The organism is Parabacteroides merdae ATCC 43184 (assembly GCF_025151215.1).
GTDB lineage: Bacteria > Bacteroidota > Bacteroidia > Bacteroidales > Tannerellaceae > Parabacteroides > Parabacteroides merdae.
Window position 1 is genome coordinate 1,382,421 of the sequence record NZ_CP102286.1, and the last position, 16,509, is coordinate 1,398,929.

At 48.2% G+C, this 16,509-nt stretch carries 16 protein-coding genes; 6 read left to right on the forward strand and 10 right to left on the reverse strand.

The genetic code is table 11. The annotated features are described in order from the left end of the window. Positions 1-4: 4 nt before the first annotated feature. From porD to NQ542_RS05655, 9 genes are all read right to left on the reverse strand, one after another. Positions 5-910, reverse strand: coding sequence for a type IX secretion system protein PorD (gene porD, locus NQ542_RS05615; protein ID WP_005638107.1), 906 nt, complete (start codon positions 908-910; stop codon positions 5-7). Then, positions 907-2,109 (reverse strand): bifunctional phosphopantothenoylcysteine decarboxylase/phosphopantothenate--cysteine ligase CoaBC, encoded by a 1,203-nt coding sequence (gene coaBC / locus NQ542_RS05620; protein ID WP_005638108.1) that lies wholly within the window; start codon positions 2,107-2,109, stop codon positions 907-909. Before coaBC ends, porD begins: the two co-directional genes overlap by 4 nt. A gap of 117 nt (positions 2,110-2,226) precedes the next feature. Then, the gene (locus tag NQ542_RS05625) at positions 2,227-3,378 is read right to left on the reverse strand and encodes an iron-containing alcohol dehydrogenase (RefSeq protein WP_005638109.1); all 1,152 of its coding nucleotides are present in this window, start codon (positions 3,376-3,378) and stop codon (positions 2,227-2,229) included. A 5-nt stretch (positions 3,379-3,383) separates the two neighbouring features. Next, a complete protein-coding gene (locus NQ542_RS05630) occupies positions 3,384-4,154 on the reverse strand; it encodes a 3'-5' exonuclease (protein WP_005638110.1) in 771 nt (256 codons plus the stop codon). 10 nt (positions 4,155-4,164) lie between these two features. Further along, positions 4,165-5,289, reverse strand: coding sequence for a DNA polymerase III subunit beta (gene dnaN, locus NQ542_RS05635; protein WP_005638111.1), 1,125 nt, complete (start codon positions 5,287-5,289; stop codon positions 4,165-4,167). 205 nt (positions 5,290-5,494) lie between these two features. Then, a complete protein-coding gene (locus tag NQ542_RS05640; protein WP_005638125.1) occupies positions 5,495-5,647 on the reverse strand; it encodes a DUF4295 domain-containing protein in 153 nt (50 codons plus the stop codon). A 14-nt stretch (positions 5,648-5,661) separates the two neighbouring features. Continuing rightward, complete coding sequence (gene rpmG / locus NQ542_RS05645) at positions 5,662-5,850, reverse strand: 50S ribosomal protein L33 (protein ID WP_005638127.1); 189 nt, start codon at positions 5,848-5,850, stop codon at positions 5,662-5,664. Between the two features lie 19 nt (positions 5,851-5,869). Then, a complete protein-coding gene (gene rpmB, locus NQ542_RS05650; RefSeq protein ID WP_005638129.1) occupies positions 5,870-6,109 on the reverse strand; it encodes a 50S ribosomal protein L28 in 240 nt (79 codons plus the stop codon). Positions 6,110-6,279: 170 nt separating this feature from the next. Then, positions 6,280-7,542: a hypothetical protein gene (locus NQ542_RS05655; protein WP_005638135.1), complete on the reverse strand. Its 1,263-nt coding sequence runs from the start codon at positions 7,540-7,542 to the stop codon at positions 6,280-6,282. A gap of 168 nt (positions 7,543-7,710) precedes the next feature. Between NQ542_RS05655 and NQ542_RS05660 the strand changes: the two genes are divergently transcribed. The 6 genes from NQ542_RS05660 to NQ542_RS05685 all read left to right on the forward strand — a co-directional run bounded on the left by NQ542_RS05660 (position 7,711) and on the right by NQ542_RS05685 (position 15,043). Next, positions 7,711-8,313 carry a nitroreductase family protein gene (locus NQ542_RS05660; RefSeq protein WP_005638138.1) on the forward strand — a complete coding sequence of 201 codons (603 nt, stop codon included), beginning with the start codon at positions 7,711-7,713 and terminating at the stop codon, positions 8,311-8,313. Positions 8,314-8,325: 12 nt separating this feature from the next. Beyond that, a complete protein-coding gene (gene lpdA, locus NQ542_RS05665; RefSeq protein WP_005638141.1) occupies positions 8,326-9,675 on the forward strand; it encodes a dihydrolipoyl dehydrogenase in 1,350 nt (449 codons plus the stop codon). 2 nt (positions 9,676-9,677) lie between these two features. Beyond that, a complete protein-coding gene (locus tag NQ542_RS05670) occupies positions 9,678-10,418 on the forward strand; it encodes a lipoate--protein ligase family protein (RefSeq protein ID WP_005638145.1) in 741 nt (246 codons plus the stop codon). A 16-nt stretch (positions 10,419-10,434) separates the two neighbouring features. Then, positions 10,435-11,796 (forward strand): dihydrolipoamide acetyltransferase family protein, encoded by a 1,362-nt coding sequence (locus NQ542_RS05675; protein ID WP_005638147.1) that lies wholly within the window; start codon positions 10,435-10,437, stop codon positions 11,794-11,796. A 542-nt stretch (positions 11,797-12,338) separates the two neighbouring features. After that, positions 12,339-14,375 (forward strand): alpha-ketoacid dehydrogenase subunit alpha/beta, encoded by a 2,037-nt coding sequence (locus NQ542_RS05680; RefSeq protein ID WP_005638153.1) that lies wholly within the window; start codon positions 12,339-12,341, stop codon positions 14,373-14,375. A gap of 161 nt (positions 14,376-14,536) precedes the next feature. After that, positions 14,537-15,043, forward strand: coding sequence for a flavodoxin (locus NQ542_RS05685; RefSeq protein WP_005638155.1), 507 nt, complete (start codon positions 14,537-14,539; stop codon positions 15,041-15,043). Positions 15,044-15,213: 170 nt separating this feature from the next. On the opposite strand, the gene NQ542_RS05690 is transcribed toward NQ542_RS05685, so the two are convergent. Continuing rightward, on the reverse strand, positions 15,214-16,506 hold the full coding sequence (locus NQ542_RS05690; RefSeq protein WP_036723673.1) for a TolC family protein: 1,293 nt from the start codon (positions 16,504-16,506) through the stop codon (positions 15,214-15,216). Positions 16,507-16,509 lie beyond the last annotated feature (3 nt).

Genomic DNA, 16,509 nt, shown 5'->3' on the forward strand with positions numbered 1-16,509 from the left:
CAGATTACTTTTTAAGCGATTCCATACGCGTCGTGAGAGCAGGATACAGATTGGACAACATTTTATAACCTTCCTGCTTTTCCTGTGTAGTTGCTTTCGAATAGATCAAAACGACTTCATCCAGTTTGGAATCAGCGAACATCTGAAGCAACGGAGATGTCGGCCGGGCACTTTTCACCTGTTCCAGAACCGGGAGCAGACCGATTATAGTCGTACGTCCACGATCCGGATTTGCAGCCATTTCATCGAGCCCCTTACGATGATAATTATACCACATGTCCCGGAACAGTTCCGAAGTATTGTCCGTCAGAGCCGTTGCCAAAGCATGGCGGTTACGGTCGTTTTCAAAAGCTTTCCACCCTGTCCATGTAGGTTGCGCCTGTGCCAGGCTCACAATCTGCATGGCCTGTTCGAGGAAAGCAGTGCCACCTTTCGGAGAAAAACTGTCGAAATCCAGTCCGAGGATCGTATAGATATAAAAAACAACCGTTGCAATCAGATTGCTGTTCAATGTATTTTCCGTATATTCCAACGGTTCGAATTCGGTATAGTCGAAAGAGAGTTCCGTATCACGATAATTCAGCAACGTAGTCGTATAGCTGGAATTATATACCGGACGGCGGGCCTGCACTTGTATCTCGCCTTTAAAACTATTGTCCGATACCATTTCGTTGATGATGAGAGTCATGGAACAGTCGATACGTTCGTTCATGGCAAAAGTAGCATCCGTCCACTTTTTGTTATTGACGAAATCATTCAATGCATCCTGCAAGGTTTTGAATACCTGTTTATTCGTACTCTGTACCTTATCACTGTTTATAGTGATGCGGGCATTCAGCTCCTGCGCCTTACCTATAAAGGGAGCAGCTCCCAACAAGCATATGCATAACAATTTCTTAATCATTCTCATTTTAATAATGTTGCCAATTTATTTACAATATCAACGGCCACCTCCTGTTTGCTCTTCAACGGATAAGCAATCGTCCCGCCTTCCTTGTCGATGATCGTGATCTTATTCGTGTCGCAACGGAAACCGGCACCTGCATCCTTTAAAGAATTCAACACGATAAAATCGAGGTTTTTCCGCTTCATCTTTCCTTCCGCATGGGCCATTTCATTATTTGTTTCCAATGCGAAACCTACCAAGATCTGGTTTTCACGCTTGATCGCCCCTAACGAAGCTGCGATGTCCTTATTCGGAACCAGACGGAGCGACATTTCTCCTTTCGTTTCCCTCTTGATCTTTTCGCTTGCCTGCTCATCCGGGCGATAATCCGCCACAGCGGCACAAAGGATACCGGCATCCGCCTCCGGAAAAGCAGTTATGGCCGCCTGATACATCTCTTCGGCCGACTCGACATCGATCCGTTTGATATTCGGATGAACTACCGTCAAAGACACCGGTCCTGCGATCAATGTCACTTCCGCTCCCTGCTCCGCACACGCTTCCGCCAATGCAAACCCCATCTTTCCAGAAGAATAGTTACCTATAAAACGCACAGGATCTATCTTTTCATATGTCGGACCGGCTGTTATTACAATCTTTTTTTTTTCAAGCCGGGTTTGGGAAGCGAAGAAATCTTCCAGGACCGCCACGATCTTATCAGGTTCTTCCATACGCCCCTTACCCACCAGATGGCTGGCAAGTTCCCCTTCGGCAGGTTCGATAATACGGTTGCCGAACAAACGGAGCCGGTCTAAATTCTGCCTTGTGGAAGGATGTGCGAACATATCCAAATCCATCGCCGGAGCGACAAAAACCGGAGCCTTGCATGACAAGTATGTCGTGACCAGCATATTGTCAGCAATGCCATTCGCCATCTTTCCGATCGTCGAAGCAGTAGCCGGTGCTACCAGCATGGCATCAGCCCAGAGACCAAGATCGACATGGCTGTTCCACGTGCCGTCGCGATTCGAGAAAAACTCGCTGATCACCGGATGGCTGCTCAACGTGGATAATGTAAGCGGCGTAATGAATTCCTTTCCCGCAGGGGTAATGACAACTTGCACCTCCGCCCCTTTCTTCACGAGGGCACGGATAATATAGGCAGCTTTATAGGCAGCGATGCTCCCTGTTATCCCCAATATGATATGTTTACCTTTCAGCATTTTATTCGATATGTAGTACCCCTCTTTTAAAACATAGGTGTTTTGATTTTAAAACATAGGTGTTTTGAAAACGAAACATATATGTTTTGAAAGAGAAGTTCCTTGTTCCATGTTTTATTACAAGCGTAACGCCATTATCTCACGCGCCACACGGCTATCTATATTGTGATGTTCACCCAATTTCCACCCCTGTTTGTCCACAGGAACGGCAAGGGCATCCAAATCCTTTTCTGCAATGCCACATTCACCGAGGCGCGTTTTCAGTCCCATCCGGCGGAAGAAATCCTCGCAGGCGACGATTGCCTTACGCGCCCTTTCCTCTTCCGTTCCATCCGTAATACCAAAAACTACTTCCCCCATACGAGCCAGTTTGACCTGCTTCTCCTTAAACATATAAGTCATGACACCCGGCAAGAGAATCGCCAATGTTTGTGCATGATCCAGGCCGAACTGCGCCGTTAGCGCATACCCCATGCGGTGGGAAGACCAGTCCTGCGGAACCCCCTGCCCGATCCAGACATTCAACGCATTGGTTGCCGCCCACATCAGGTTGGCACGGATATCATAATCGTTCGGATTATCCAAGACCTTCAACCCCTCTTCATGAATGACACGCATCAGTCCTTCCGAGAAGGCATCCTGCACTTTTGCATTGACCGGATAAGTCAAATACTGCTCCACTACATGAATAAAAGAGTCGACCACCCCGTTTGCCACCTGACGCGCAGGGAGCGAATAGGTCACTTCCGGGTCCAGTACAGAGAATTTCGGGAATACCAGCGGACTGGCGAAATTCAGTTTCTCACAAGTCGATACACGGGAGATGACCGAACGTTCGTTCATCTCCGAACCGGTCGCGGCCAATGTAAGTACCGTACCCAAAGGCAGGGCATTCTTTATCTCGCCACCTTTCGAAAGAATATCCCACGGATCGCCTTCGAAACCGACAGACACCGCGATGAACTTCGTAGCGTCGATCACCGAACCTCCGCCTACAGCCAACAAAAAATCGATCTTCTTCTCTTTGACGACCTCCACGGCCTTCATGCAGGTTTCGTAATGCGGATTTGCTTCGATTCCCGGAAACTCGGTCACTTCAAATCCTTCCAACGCCTTCGTCACCTGGCCGTAGATGCCGTTTTTCTTTATGCTACCGCCGCCATACACCATCAGCACTTTACTTCCTTCCGGAATCAAAGCGGACAAACGGGCTATGGAACCTTTGCCGAAAACAACCTTTACAGGGTTACAAAACTCAAAATTATTCATGGTCCTTATTTCGAATTAAAACCTCTCAATTTTATCTCAGTCAGTATTTTCTTGGTGTTCAGAGGGAAGTCGCCATTCATTATCCAGGAATAATATCCGGGATCGTTCTTCAGCACTTCCTCTACCAGACGGCCTTTATATTTACCGAAGTTTATCACTTCTTCCCCCTTGTCGTTATATACCATACGTCCGGCAAAGTCCACATTATTCGTATAGCTCGAATATTGGGAAAGGAAATTAATGTCATTCTGCAACTCCGGATACCGGTCCAACTGCGCTTTCAACACTTCATAAGTCGCCATCGTATCGGCCTCCGCCGTATGGGCGTTTTCAAGGCTCTTGTCACAGTAGAACTTATAAGCGGCCGCAAGCGTACGCTGTTCCATCTTATGAAAAATGGTCTGTACGTCTACAAACTTGCGTTTGTTCAAATCGATATCGACACCTGCACGCAGAAATTCTTCTGCCAACAAAGGGATATCAAAGCGATTGGAATTATATCCTGCCAAATCACACCCCTCTATCTGGGCTGCCAACGATTTGGCTATTTCTTTAAAGGTAGGACAGTCTTTTACGTCTTCGTCGGTGATGCCGTGAATAGCGGTCGACTCCGGTGGAATGGGCATTTCCGGATTGATCCGTCTCGTTTTAGATTCTTCTTTTCCATTCGGGTAAACCTTGACAAAAGAGATTTCCACGATACGGTCTTTGACAATATTAATACCCGTCGTCTCCAAGTCGAAGAAGACTAACGGATTTTTCAGGTTTAACTGCATTTCTTATATTTTAATCATTCAACATCATAGGCATCAGCAGCATCAGCAAATCCTCGTTTTCTTCGTTTTCAGAAGGAACGATCAGACCGGCACGCGAAGGATCAGCCAATTCGAGTATCACCTCTTCCGAATTGATGTTGCTCAGTATTTCAATCAGATAAGTTGCCTTGAAACCGATGCTTAATTCGGTTCCGTCAAAACTGCAAACAATTTTCTCTTCTGCGGAAGTAGAAAAATCGATGTCCTGTGCGGAAACAAGCATTTCGTTCTCCTTCAGCTGCAACTTGACAAGGCTGCTGGCCGGATTGGAGAAAACGGAAACACGCTTCAAGGCATTCAGGAAAGAGATACGGTCGATTGTCACCTTGAAAGGATTTTCCTGCGGAATCACACTGTTGTAATTCGGATAACGACCTTCGATCAGGCGGCATACCATTTCGAAATTAGCACAGTTGATATAAGCATTGTTATCATCAAACTTGATGCTGACCATCTCTCCTTCCTTTGATAAAAGGCCTTTCAACAGGTTCGCGGGCTTCTTCGGCAAGATGAAAGAAGCTCTTTCCGGTGATTTTACCGAAAGATTGCGCAGACGCACCAGCTTATGACCGTCGGAAGCCACGAATGTCAAATCGTCCGTGTGAATATCGAAATAGATACCGTTCATTACCGGACGAAGCTCGTCGTCAGCCGTTGCAAACAACGAACGGCTGATACCGTTCAACAACATCTGCGCGTCCATCATGATAGAGATTGCATTCTCATTCAGAGGTTTCTGCTGCGGATATGTATCTCCCTTCTGTCCGATAAAATTATATTTACCATTCTGGAAATGGATAAAGATTTCCAGGTTATCGTCGTTAATATCAAAAGTCAGCGGCTGTTCGGGCAACTCCTTCAACGGGTCGAGCAAGATTTTTGCCGAAACCGCGAAAAGTCCGCTTCCTTGTGCATTCATCACGTCAACGGATGTAACCAGACGTGTTTCAGCATCCGAAGCTGTTATAGTAAGTTTATTACCTTCCAGGTTGAAAAGGAAACTGTCCAGGATCGGTAATGAATTCTTAGAAGCAATAACTTTGCTAATAGATTGCAAACGTGATAACAACGCTGTGCTGGATACATCAAATCTCATGGTTCTTAATTATTAATTTATTTCTATTTATTATTTATCAACGTGTTGTAGGTTCGATTCACAGACTGCTCCCAATCGGACAGCTGCAGATTCGCCCACACAAAAGTATGAAAATATTCCATATAACCACCCGAATGAAGACAAAAAAAGAGGTCCTTCCCGCTATGGAAAAGGACCTCTCTTCGTATCTTGATATTACGCTCCGTTATTTAGCGAAATAATCTTTAACAGCTTCGTTAGGAATCATTTCTTCCTGGAAGATGTAAGCACCAGTCTTCGGGGACTTAACCATCTTGATTACTTTAGAGTAGGTACGACCGTCACCTTTCTTAAATGTTGCAACCGCTTTTTTTGCCATTGTTTAATCTCCTCTTACTTAATTTCTTTGTGTAACGTCATCTTCTTCAGGATAGGATTATACTTCATCAGCTCCAATCTCTGAGTTGTATTCTTTCTGTTCTTTGTTGTAATATAACGAGATGTACCCGGCATACCACTGTCTTTGTGCTCGGTGCATTCAAGAATCACCTGAACTCTGTTACCTTTTGCTTTCTTTGCCATTTCTTATTTCCTCCTCAAATTAAGCGTTTAAATAACCTTTTTCAGCAGCTTTCTTAATTGCTGCATCCAAACCAAGTTTATTGATAGTACGCAAGCCAGCGGCTGAAATATTCAGGCTAACCCAACAATCCTGTTCTACCCAGTAGAACTTTTTAGTAAACAGGTTCACATCAAACTTACGTTTCGTTCTTCTCTTAGAGTGAGAAACGTTGTTGCCAACCATTGCTTTTTTTCCGGTAATTTGACAAATTTTCGACATTGCTAATTTTACTTTTTAATATTACGAAATTAAGTCAACTCCTGCTATGTGTCTTCCCTTTTTGAACTGCATCACGAACAAAAACAAAGATTCTAATAGAGTTTCTCTTCTTTTACGGGGCACAAAGGTACAAATTATTTTGATTCACACACAAGAAATCTACAAATAAATCAACACTTTCTGCTATTTTTCCTTAATTCATTCTGTATAAAGGCGTCAAGACCCGCTGCCGCATAGATTGTTATCGCAAACAAATAAGGATAATGATAACGGGAAGTGATCACGAACAAAACCGTTACTGCTGTGCCTAAAACAGGGATCAGAAGATAGAGATTCCGCTCTCGTAACAGATCGCGCCGGTTCGTCCAAACGTAATAAAAGAATAGTAAAAGCACCGTGTAATAGACAATGCTTTTCAACGCCAGGGAAACGATTAACTCCATTATCTTCAGATTATTACCCTCCACATTTGAAAGAACTACTCTAAATCCCATATCCGGCTTTACACGCTCCGTCCAGGTATCTTCACAATACAAAGCAGCCAACTTGAAGGGCAGTTGGGAAACATACTTAAACGGATGCTCCGATATCCAGCGGACTGACGCACGCTTCAGCAGGCTGTCCCGCTCCATGTAGGTATAATCTCCGGGAGGAAGGCAAATATAATTGTCCGGATCACCGAAGCCGTTAAAATTGACTAAACCGTTTGCTTCATCAAAAGAACTCATCGCTAAGTTATAGCCTCCGGACACCGCTTGATAGACAAAATGGCCGGTTCTCTCCTTCGCACTCCGCCCGATCAGGAAAACAGTCAAGACAAGCGGCAAGGCCAATGCTGCATAAGACTGCCACCGGCGCTTTTGCACGATGAAAAGGAGCAAAATCACGAATAAAAAGACAATTGCCAGAGGACGGAACCAGTTAGCCACAGCGATCAGCACGCCGGCGACAGCCACAGGAAACAGCCGGCGAACGTTGCATAGCAGCAGGGCTGTCAATAGTAGGAAAGTAAAAGGCAAATCAGTCAATACAGCTATCGGAGCATATAGGTTCGAAAAAATCAACATATATAAAATAGCAGCGTAATACCCCGTTTTATTCGAAAACATCCGTCCGGCCAACTTCCGTATTTCAAATACCATTGCAATATTCATCAATAAATTCAGCAACCGGACAAAGGAGAAAGATCCGCAAAGATGATAGATCCCGATCAAAAGGTTTACATACCCCGGACCGAAAATAAAATCCTCATATTGGTTATGCACGTCCGGATACCAAGTGCCCCTCGCGATGCATTCCGAAGCCAGTTTCACATAAGCTTGGGCATCATCGTGGTTGGGCATATCCCAGTATTTTATTACCAGGCAAACCTGTAGGATCACCCATATGACAAACATGATCCGAAAAACGACCGGTATTTTTTTCCCTATCATTTCTTTTGCTCTTTTTGGGAGACAAAGATACAGCCTTTTCACCGGTAATCCGCCCGTGATAAATTAATTCTATCTGTACATTCGAGAAACAACGGGACGTATTTGCAACAAAATCAAACTCGGGATGGTTTCATTTTTAAAGAAACATAAAATAAAAACGCATTTAATATGACACGAGATTTTAAAGAAGCATTGAGACACCGCAGAACTTATTACCACATCACGAACAGTTCTCCGATATCAGACGAACAGATCAAAGAAATCATAGACTTCGCAGTCATGAACGTCCCTTCTGCCTTCAACTCGCAATCTACCCGCATCGTATTGCTGTTAGGCAAGAATCATAAAAAGCTTTGGGAGATAACGAAAGAGACATTGAAGAGACTTGTTTCAGCGGAAGTCTTCAAAGGGACGGAAGCTAAAATAGACGGAAGTCTGGCTGCCGGCTACGGAACGATCCTGTTCTTCGAAGACAAAGCGGTAGTTGAACAGCTGCAAGACTCCTTCCCTACTTATTACGACAAATTTCCGGTTTGGGCACAGCAAACATCTGCCATGCACCAGCTGGCGATCTGGACAATGTTGGAAGATGCCGGCTTAGGCGTGTCCCTTCAACATTATAATCCGCTGATCGACGAAACGGTATATGCGGAATGGAAACTCGACCCGAAATGGGAACTGGTGGCACAGATGCCTTTCGGAACGCCGACGGAAGGACCCGGACCGAAAGAGATCAAACCGTTAGACAAAAGAGTCCTGGTTTTCAAGTAAAAGAGCACAAGCATGAATTACGATATTGCAATCATAGGAGGAGGACCGGCCGGCTATACCGCAGCCGAACGGGCAGCCGAAGGAGGCCTGAAAACCGTCCTCTTTGAAAAGAACGCCATTGGAGGCGTCTGCCTGAACGAAGGCTGTATTCCCACAAAAACGTTATTATACTCCGCCAAGATATTGGACAGTTTCAAAACATCCTCCAAATATGGCATTTCACCGGAAGGAACACCGTCTTTCGACATGGACAAGATCATCAGGCGGAAGAACCGGACTGTCAAAAAGCTAACATCCGGTGTGAAGATGCGGCTCACTTCGAGCGGGATCACGATCGTCGAGGGTACTGCCGTGTTGAACGGGGAAACGGACGGAAGGATCCGCTTAGACTGCGGAAACGACCTTTTCACCGTCAAAAACGTACTCCTCTGTACCGGTTCCGAAACGGTAATCCCTCCCATCAAGGGCCTCTCGGACGTAGACTACTGGACTTCGCGGGAAGCGCTCGACAGCAAAGAACTTCCTAAAGAACTTGCCATCATAGGCGGCGGTGTCATCGGGATCGAGTTTGCTTCATTCTTTACCAGCATGGGAGTAAAAGTAAAGGTGATCGAGATGATGCCGGAAATACTCGGCGCGATGGACAAAGAGGCTTCCGCCATGCTCCGGAGCGAATATGCCAAGAAAGGGGTGGAATTTCATCTGAACACAAAAGTGACCGAAGTCAACCCGAAAGAGGTCATTGTCGAAAAAGACGGCAAGACGAATGCGATCTCCACAGACAAAATCCTGGTCAGCGTAGGCCGCCGGGCAATTACCAAAAATTTAGGCCTGGAAAGCCTTTCCATCGAGACGGACCGCCGGGGCGTCCGAGTGAACGAATATATGCAGACCTCCCATCCGCACGTTTATGCAGCCGGAGATATCACAGGATTCTCGCAACTGGCCCACACAGCCTATCGGGAAGGTGAGGTTGCTGTCAACCATATTCTGGGGAATGAGGAACGGATGGACTACAGGGCTATTCCCGCCGTCGTCTACACCAATCCGGAAGTGGCTGGTGTCGGCAAGACGGAAGAGGAATTGAAGGCAAGTGGAGAATATTACAACCTTGTCAAGATACCGATGACCTATTCCGGCCGCTTTGTCGCCGAAAACGAAACCGGCAACGGGCTATGCAAGCTCCTGACAAACGTGAACGGCCAGATCATCGGTTGCCATCTGGTGGGAAATCCGGCATCGGAGATCATCGTCATTGCCGGTATCGCCGTCGAGCACGGTTATACGGTCGATGAATTCAAGAAAACCGTATTTCCCCATCCGACTGTCGGAGAGGCGATACATGAAAGTCTCTACCTCTGATAATGCTTTATATCAACAATCCATACACGGATGCCTGGTTCAACCTGGCTGCCGAGGAGTATCTGCTCAAGAACTTTTCGGACGACATCTTCATGTTGTGGCAGAACGAACCGTCCGTCATCATCGGCAAGCACCAGAACGTATGGGACGAGATAAACCGAAACTATATTCAAGAGAAGCATATCAAAGTCGTACGCCGTTATTCCGGTGGCGGAGCCGTCTATCACGATTCCGGCAACCTGAATATCACTTTTATACAAAACAGCAAGGAACTCGCATCCGGCACATTCACAGCCCGGCTGATCGCCTTCCTTGCCACATTCGGCATCCGGGCAGAGGCTGACGAGCGGCAGGCACTCACGATCGACGGGTTGAAAATATCGGGCAGTGCGCAATCCATCCACAAAGGAAGGATCTTGCACCACGCCACCCTCCTTTTCTCCACCGACCTGTATCGCCTGACGACCGCCCTCAAAAATACAGAACGGAAACCGGAAAAAAAAGAAATGAAGCCCGCTCCTTTTTATGTCAAATCCGTAAGAAGCCCGGTCACCAACATATGCACCTATACCCGTAAAGCGGTATCTATCGGAGAATTCAGAGACGCACTCCTGAACTATTTTACAGAAAACAAGACGGACACCCGTCCCTATTCATTCACTGAAGACGATTTGAACGCCATCCGGTCCCTACGTGACAACAAATACGCGACGTCGGCCTGGAACTTCAATATCAGAACATAAAATACACATTTAAACTATGTCGACATTTGAAATAAAAATGCCCAAACTGGGCGAAAGCATCACGGAAGGGACGATTGTCTCCTGGTCCGTCAAAGTAGGCGACGCTGTTCAAGAAGACGATGTCCTCTTTGAAGTGAGCACCGCCAAAGTCAGTGCGGAAATACCCTCTCCGGTTGCAGGAAAGGTGCTCGAACTGCTGTTTTCCGAAGGCGATACGGTGGCCGTCGGTACAACCGTCGCCCTGATCCAACTGGAAGGCGAAGAGGGAGAAGCACCCGAAAGTACCACTCCTGCCGCAGCTAAAAGCGACGAAAGCACAATGGTACAGTCTGTACCGGCAGAACCCGCCCAGCCCGTCAAATCATCCAAGGAAGAAGACGGAAGATGGTATTCTCCCATCGTGCTGAAATTAGCACAGGAAGCCAAAATATCGCAAGCCGAACTGGACGCGATTCCGGGAACCGGCTATGAAGGACGACTCAGTAAAAAAGATATTAAAGATTATATCACGACCAAGAAAAGTGGCATCACCCCACAAAGTGATACCGAAAACTTGCGTCAACCGTCGACGCAGCCCACCATCTCCGATCGACGTAACCCACCTTCTCCGGTCGATGGTGTCCACCATCACCAACCGACGCAGCCCACCATCGACGATCGACGCAACCCGGCATCTGTCACCGAAGACGAAACGGTCGAAATGGACCGCGTTGCCCGTATCATATCAGACCATATGGTCATGTCGAAAAAAGTGTCTCCCCACGTTACAACTGTTGTCGAAGCCGACGTCACCCGTCTGGTAAAATGGCGCAACCGCACGAAAGACGCATTTTTCAAACGTGAAGGTGTAGCACTCACTTTCATGCCTGCCATAGCGGAAGCTACAGCAAAGGCACTGGCTGAATTCCCGCACGTGAACGCTTCGGTCGACGGCTACAAAGTCATTCTGAAAAAGCATATTAACCTGGGTATCGCCGTGTCGCTACCCGACGGTAACCTGATCGTACCGGTTATTCATGATGCAGACAAGTTGAATCTGAACGGCCTTGCTGCCAACATCGACACTCTTGCCGCCAAAGCACGCACGGGTAAGCTGATGCCAGACGATATACAAGGCGGAACTTTCACGATCACCAACTTCGGTTCGTTCAAGAGCCTGTTCGGTACGCCGATCATCAACCAGCCACAGGTAGCCATCTTAGGCGTCGGCTTCATCGAAAAGAAACCGGCCGTCGTGGAGACACCCGAAGGAGATACAATCGCAATTCGCCACAAGATGTACCTGTCCCTGTCGTACGACCACCGGATCATCAACGGAGCACTGGGTGGAGAGTTCCTGCGACGCGTAGCGGATTATCTGGAGAACTGGGATAAATGATGATTTATCTGTTACTTTTGGCTTGATCCAAAAGTAACCAAAAAGTCAAGGCTTAAGCTGCTTCGCTACTTCGTTCCCTCCGTTCGCTGTCGCGTCTGAAACTCGCTTCGCTCAAACAGCAGACGCTCCGGACGCTCACTGCGGTCTCTGCGCTTTACGCTCACCAGCTTAGGCCGGAGATAGAGCCTAACGGCTCTTCAGGGATTGCCAATGCTGCCTGCTCCTTTGTGATCCCGCATCAAGTGCGGGAACAGGCTTGTCCCCGTGCCCCGCACGGGGCCGCAAAAGAACGATCAGTATCGGCAATCCCAAAAGAAAGCGGAGCTTTCTTGGAAAGGCCTAAGCGGACGGGCGTCAAGCGGAGGGTAAAGACGAAGCGTCCGGAGCCTGCCCTGTTTGAGCGAAGCGAGTTTCGCAGGCGACAGCGTAGTCTTTGCCCGGAGTAGACCGGACGGTTAAGCCTTGACTTTTTGGTTACTTTTGGGTCAAGCCAAAAGTAACAGATCACAAAACAATTAAAACAACACACAAAATAATCAAGTATGAAACGATACGATATAAAAACGACCGATACCGAGACCCTTCGCAAATGGTATTACCTGATGAGTCTCGGCAGGGCGCTCGATGAAAAGGCGCCTTCTTACCTGCTCCAGTCCTTAGGCTGGTCCTATCATGCCCCTTATGCCGGGCATGACGGCATCCAGCTCGCCATCGGGCAGGTATTCCACCGGGGAGAGGATTACCTCTTTCCCTACTACCGCGATATGCTGACCGTCCTGTCTGCCGGAATGACGGCGGAAGAAATCATCCTGAACGGTATCTCGAAAGCGACCGACCCGTCCAGCGGCGGACGGCATATGTCCAACCACTTCGCCAAGCCGGAGTGGCATATCGAGAACATCTCCTCGGCGACCGGGACACACGACCTGCACGCCGTAGGTGTCGCCCGTGCAATGGTTTATTACGACCATAAAGGCGTTGCGATCACTTCGCACGGCGAGTCCGCCACTTCCGAGGGCTACGTCTACGAAGCCATCAACGGGGCAAGCAACGAGCAGCTCCCCGTTATCTTTGTCTTGCAGGACAACGGCTACGGCATCTCCGTCCCCAAAAAGGATCAGACGGCCAACCGCAAGGTAGCCGACAACTTCTCAGGCTTCAAGAACCTGCGCATCATCCACTGCAACGGAAAAGACGTTTTCGACTCGATGAACGCCATGACCGAAGCCCGCGAACATGCGATCAATACGCATAATCCGGTGATCGTCCATGCAAACTGCGTGCGCATCGGCTCCCATTCGAACTCCGACAAGCAGACTTTGTATCGCGATGAAAACGAACTTGCCTACGTGAAAGCAGCCGATCCGCTGCAAAAATTCCGCCGTATGCTGCTCCGTTACAACCGCTTGACCGAAGAGGAACTGAAGCAGATAGAAGCACAGGCAAAAAAAGACCTGAGCACAGCCAACCGCAAAGCGATGGCGGCTCCCGAACCCGATCCTGCAACGATCTTTGACTATGTCTTGCCCGAACCTTACCTGCCGCAGAAATATACAGACGGCACACACAAAGAAGAAAATGGCGAAAAGAAAACACTGGTAACCGCAATCAACGAAACACTGAAAGCAGAATTCCGCCATAACCCGGATACATTCCTGTGGGGACAGGACGTGGCCAACAAAGACAAAGGCGGCGTGTTCAACGTCACCAAAGGCATGCAACAGGAGTTCGGACCGAAGCGTATCTTCAATGCTCCCATTGCCGAAGACTACATTGTAGGCACGGCCAACGGCATGTGCCGCTTCGACCCGAAAATACATGTCGTGGTGGAAGGAGCCGAATTTGCCGACTACTTCTGGCCGGCCATCGAGCAGTATGTCGAATGTACACACGAATACTGGCGAAGCAACGGACAGTTCACCCCTAACCTGACACTCCGCCTGGCATCGGGCGGTTATATCGGCGGAGGGCTCTACCACTCGCAAACGATTGAAGGGGCGCTGACCTCCATTCCGGGAGCCCGCATCGTCTATCCTTCGTTTGCCGATGATGCGGCAGGACTGTTGCGCACCAGCATACGTTCGAAGGGTTTTACCGTCTTTCTCGAACCGAAAGCGCAATATAACTCGGTCGAAGCAGCCGGTTTTGTGCCGGAAGACTTCGAAGTTCCTTTCGGGAAAGCCCGTATCCGCCGGCCGGGCAGCGACCTGAGCGTGATCACATATGGCAATACCACGCATTTCTGCCTCAGTGTCGCCGAGAGGTTGAAGAAAGAGCATAACTGGGACGTGGAAGTCATCGACATCCGCTCGCTGATCCCACTCGATACGGAAACGATCTTCGCTTCCGTGAAAAAAACCGGCAAGGTGCTGATCGTACATGAAGACAAAGTGTTCTCAGGTTTCGGAGCGGAAATAGCCGGTATCGTCGGCACGGAAATGTTCCGATACCTGGATGCTCCGATCCAACGCGTCGGTTCTACCTTTACCCCTGTCGGTTTCCATCCGGTCCTCGAAAAGGCGATCCTGCCCGGAGAAGAACGGATCTACAACGCAGCAAAAGCATTATTGGAATATTAATGAAGAGGGTATATCAAAATCTTCTTGTCCCCGCGCTTGATGCGGGGCCGCAAAAGGACAGACCTTATCAATCAGATTTTATAGGGCCGGTTTTAATGCGATCCCGCGAGGGGCGCGGGAACAGGATAGTTTTGACACACCTTCTATAAACAACATACAAAATGAAGAAAATAGGTTTATTCTATGGTGGCACAACCGCTAAAACAGCCGTAGTCGCTTTGAAAATACAAGAAGCATTCACAGAAAACGAAGTCGTCCTGATCCCGATAGAAGGGGCGACACGCAAGGAGTTCGAATCGTTCGACAATATCATTGCCGGAACTTCCACCTGGTTCGACGGAGAACTGCCGACTTACTGGGACGAGTTCATGCCGGAAATAGAATCCATCGACATGACGGGCAAGAAAGTCGCACTATTCGGGCTCGGAGACCAAGAACGCTATCCCGACAATTTCGTCGATGGGATCGGCATTCTGGCGGAAGCCTTTACCAAAAGCAATGCGGAGCTGATCGGTTTCATGCCTGTCAGCGATCACCACTTCACCCAATCACGGGCCGTCAAGGAAGGACATTTCCTGGGACTTCCCCTCGATATCGAGAACCAGTCCGAACAAACGGAGGAACGGATACTGAAATGGGTGGCGAAACTGAAAAAGGAGTTTCAATAATATTTGCATTTGTTTCTGCTCTTGACAGGGAGCTGTGTCGAAGCAAAATTTTGCTTACTAATAGATATAATTTAGGCACGGATTTCACGGAAAACACGGAAAAAATAAATTCATCCGTATAAATCCGTGAAATCCGTGCCTAAAAAGATTGTGATAAAGGTGTTTTCCGATTACTGCAAGCGACGAATACCCACCGCCTTGTTATACTGGGCGAGAGACGCTTTCTGCTGATACCAAGTCTGAATCAAGCTGCTATAGGACTGAATCCAGGAAAGCTGGGCGGAAAGAACATCGAGGATCGGAAGTTTTCCCTCTTTATAGCTGAACGTATTCAGGTCGAGATTTTCCTCAGCGATCTTGCAGGCCTCTTCGGCAACATCGATCTGCTTCGTGTTTTCCGTCAGGCTGGTCCAGGAATTGGCTACCTCCTGGGAAATCTGGTCGCGGGTGTAATCCATAACATATTCCTTACTGCGTAAGATAGCTTTCTGAGAATTCACCTCTTTGAAACGGGCTCCCCAACGAAACAAAGGTATCTTCAGGGAGGCGAACACGGCAGGTGTCCAAAGCTGGTCGGACCCTTTCACGTTCAACATCGGAGTGCCCCAGGTTCCCTGAAAACCGATAGCCAGTGTCGGATTATACTTTGCTTTTGACAAGTTGATCTGCCGCTTCTGGTATTCAACATTCAATCGGGAGATCGTAAAGTCCGGCCGGTTCTGCAAAGCGGCCTCTTCCCCTATGTGCATCGGCAACGGCTGCACCGTCGTGATGGCATCGGCAATCTCCACCGGTGTCATAGGAGGAACACCCATTAGCACATTCAGGTTCTGCAAGGCGATCTGATAATCTTTGTACGCAGCGCTTTTGTTCAATTCCGCTTCTTTCAAACGGGACTGTACCTGCAAGAGGTCGGTCTTACTGATCTGCCCGTCATTGAAACGGGTTGTCAGCACGTTTGCCAATTCCTGCACAATATCGACATACTGGCACATGACATCGTACATGCCTTTACGGGCAGCAGCAGACCAGTAGTTCAGGTCGGCGGCATACACGATATTATCCGTCGTCAGGTCTTCCGCCTCGGAAGCGATCTGTCCCTGTATCTGGGCGGCCTTGTAATTGTTGTAGATTTGTCCGCCGGCATAGATCGGCTGACTTACGGTAGCTCCCAAACTATAGGTGTTATGATCCATTTCGACAGCCATGCCGGGGCCGAAATCCAAATCGTACTTATTGATACGGTACTGGTAGCTGCCGGAGAAATCGACAGCCGGGAAGAAAGCGGTCTTGGCCGCCTTGATAGCATGCTGCATCGCAATACGTTCTTCCGCACTCTGTTTGATCTGGCGGCTATATTCAAGCACTTTCTGCTTGTAGTCCGCAGCCGTGACGGGCTTTTCCTGTGCTCCCACCGATAAAGCCCCCAACAGCATACAACCGATAATTATTTTATTTCTCATACT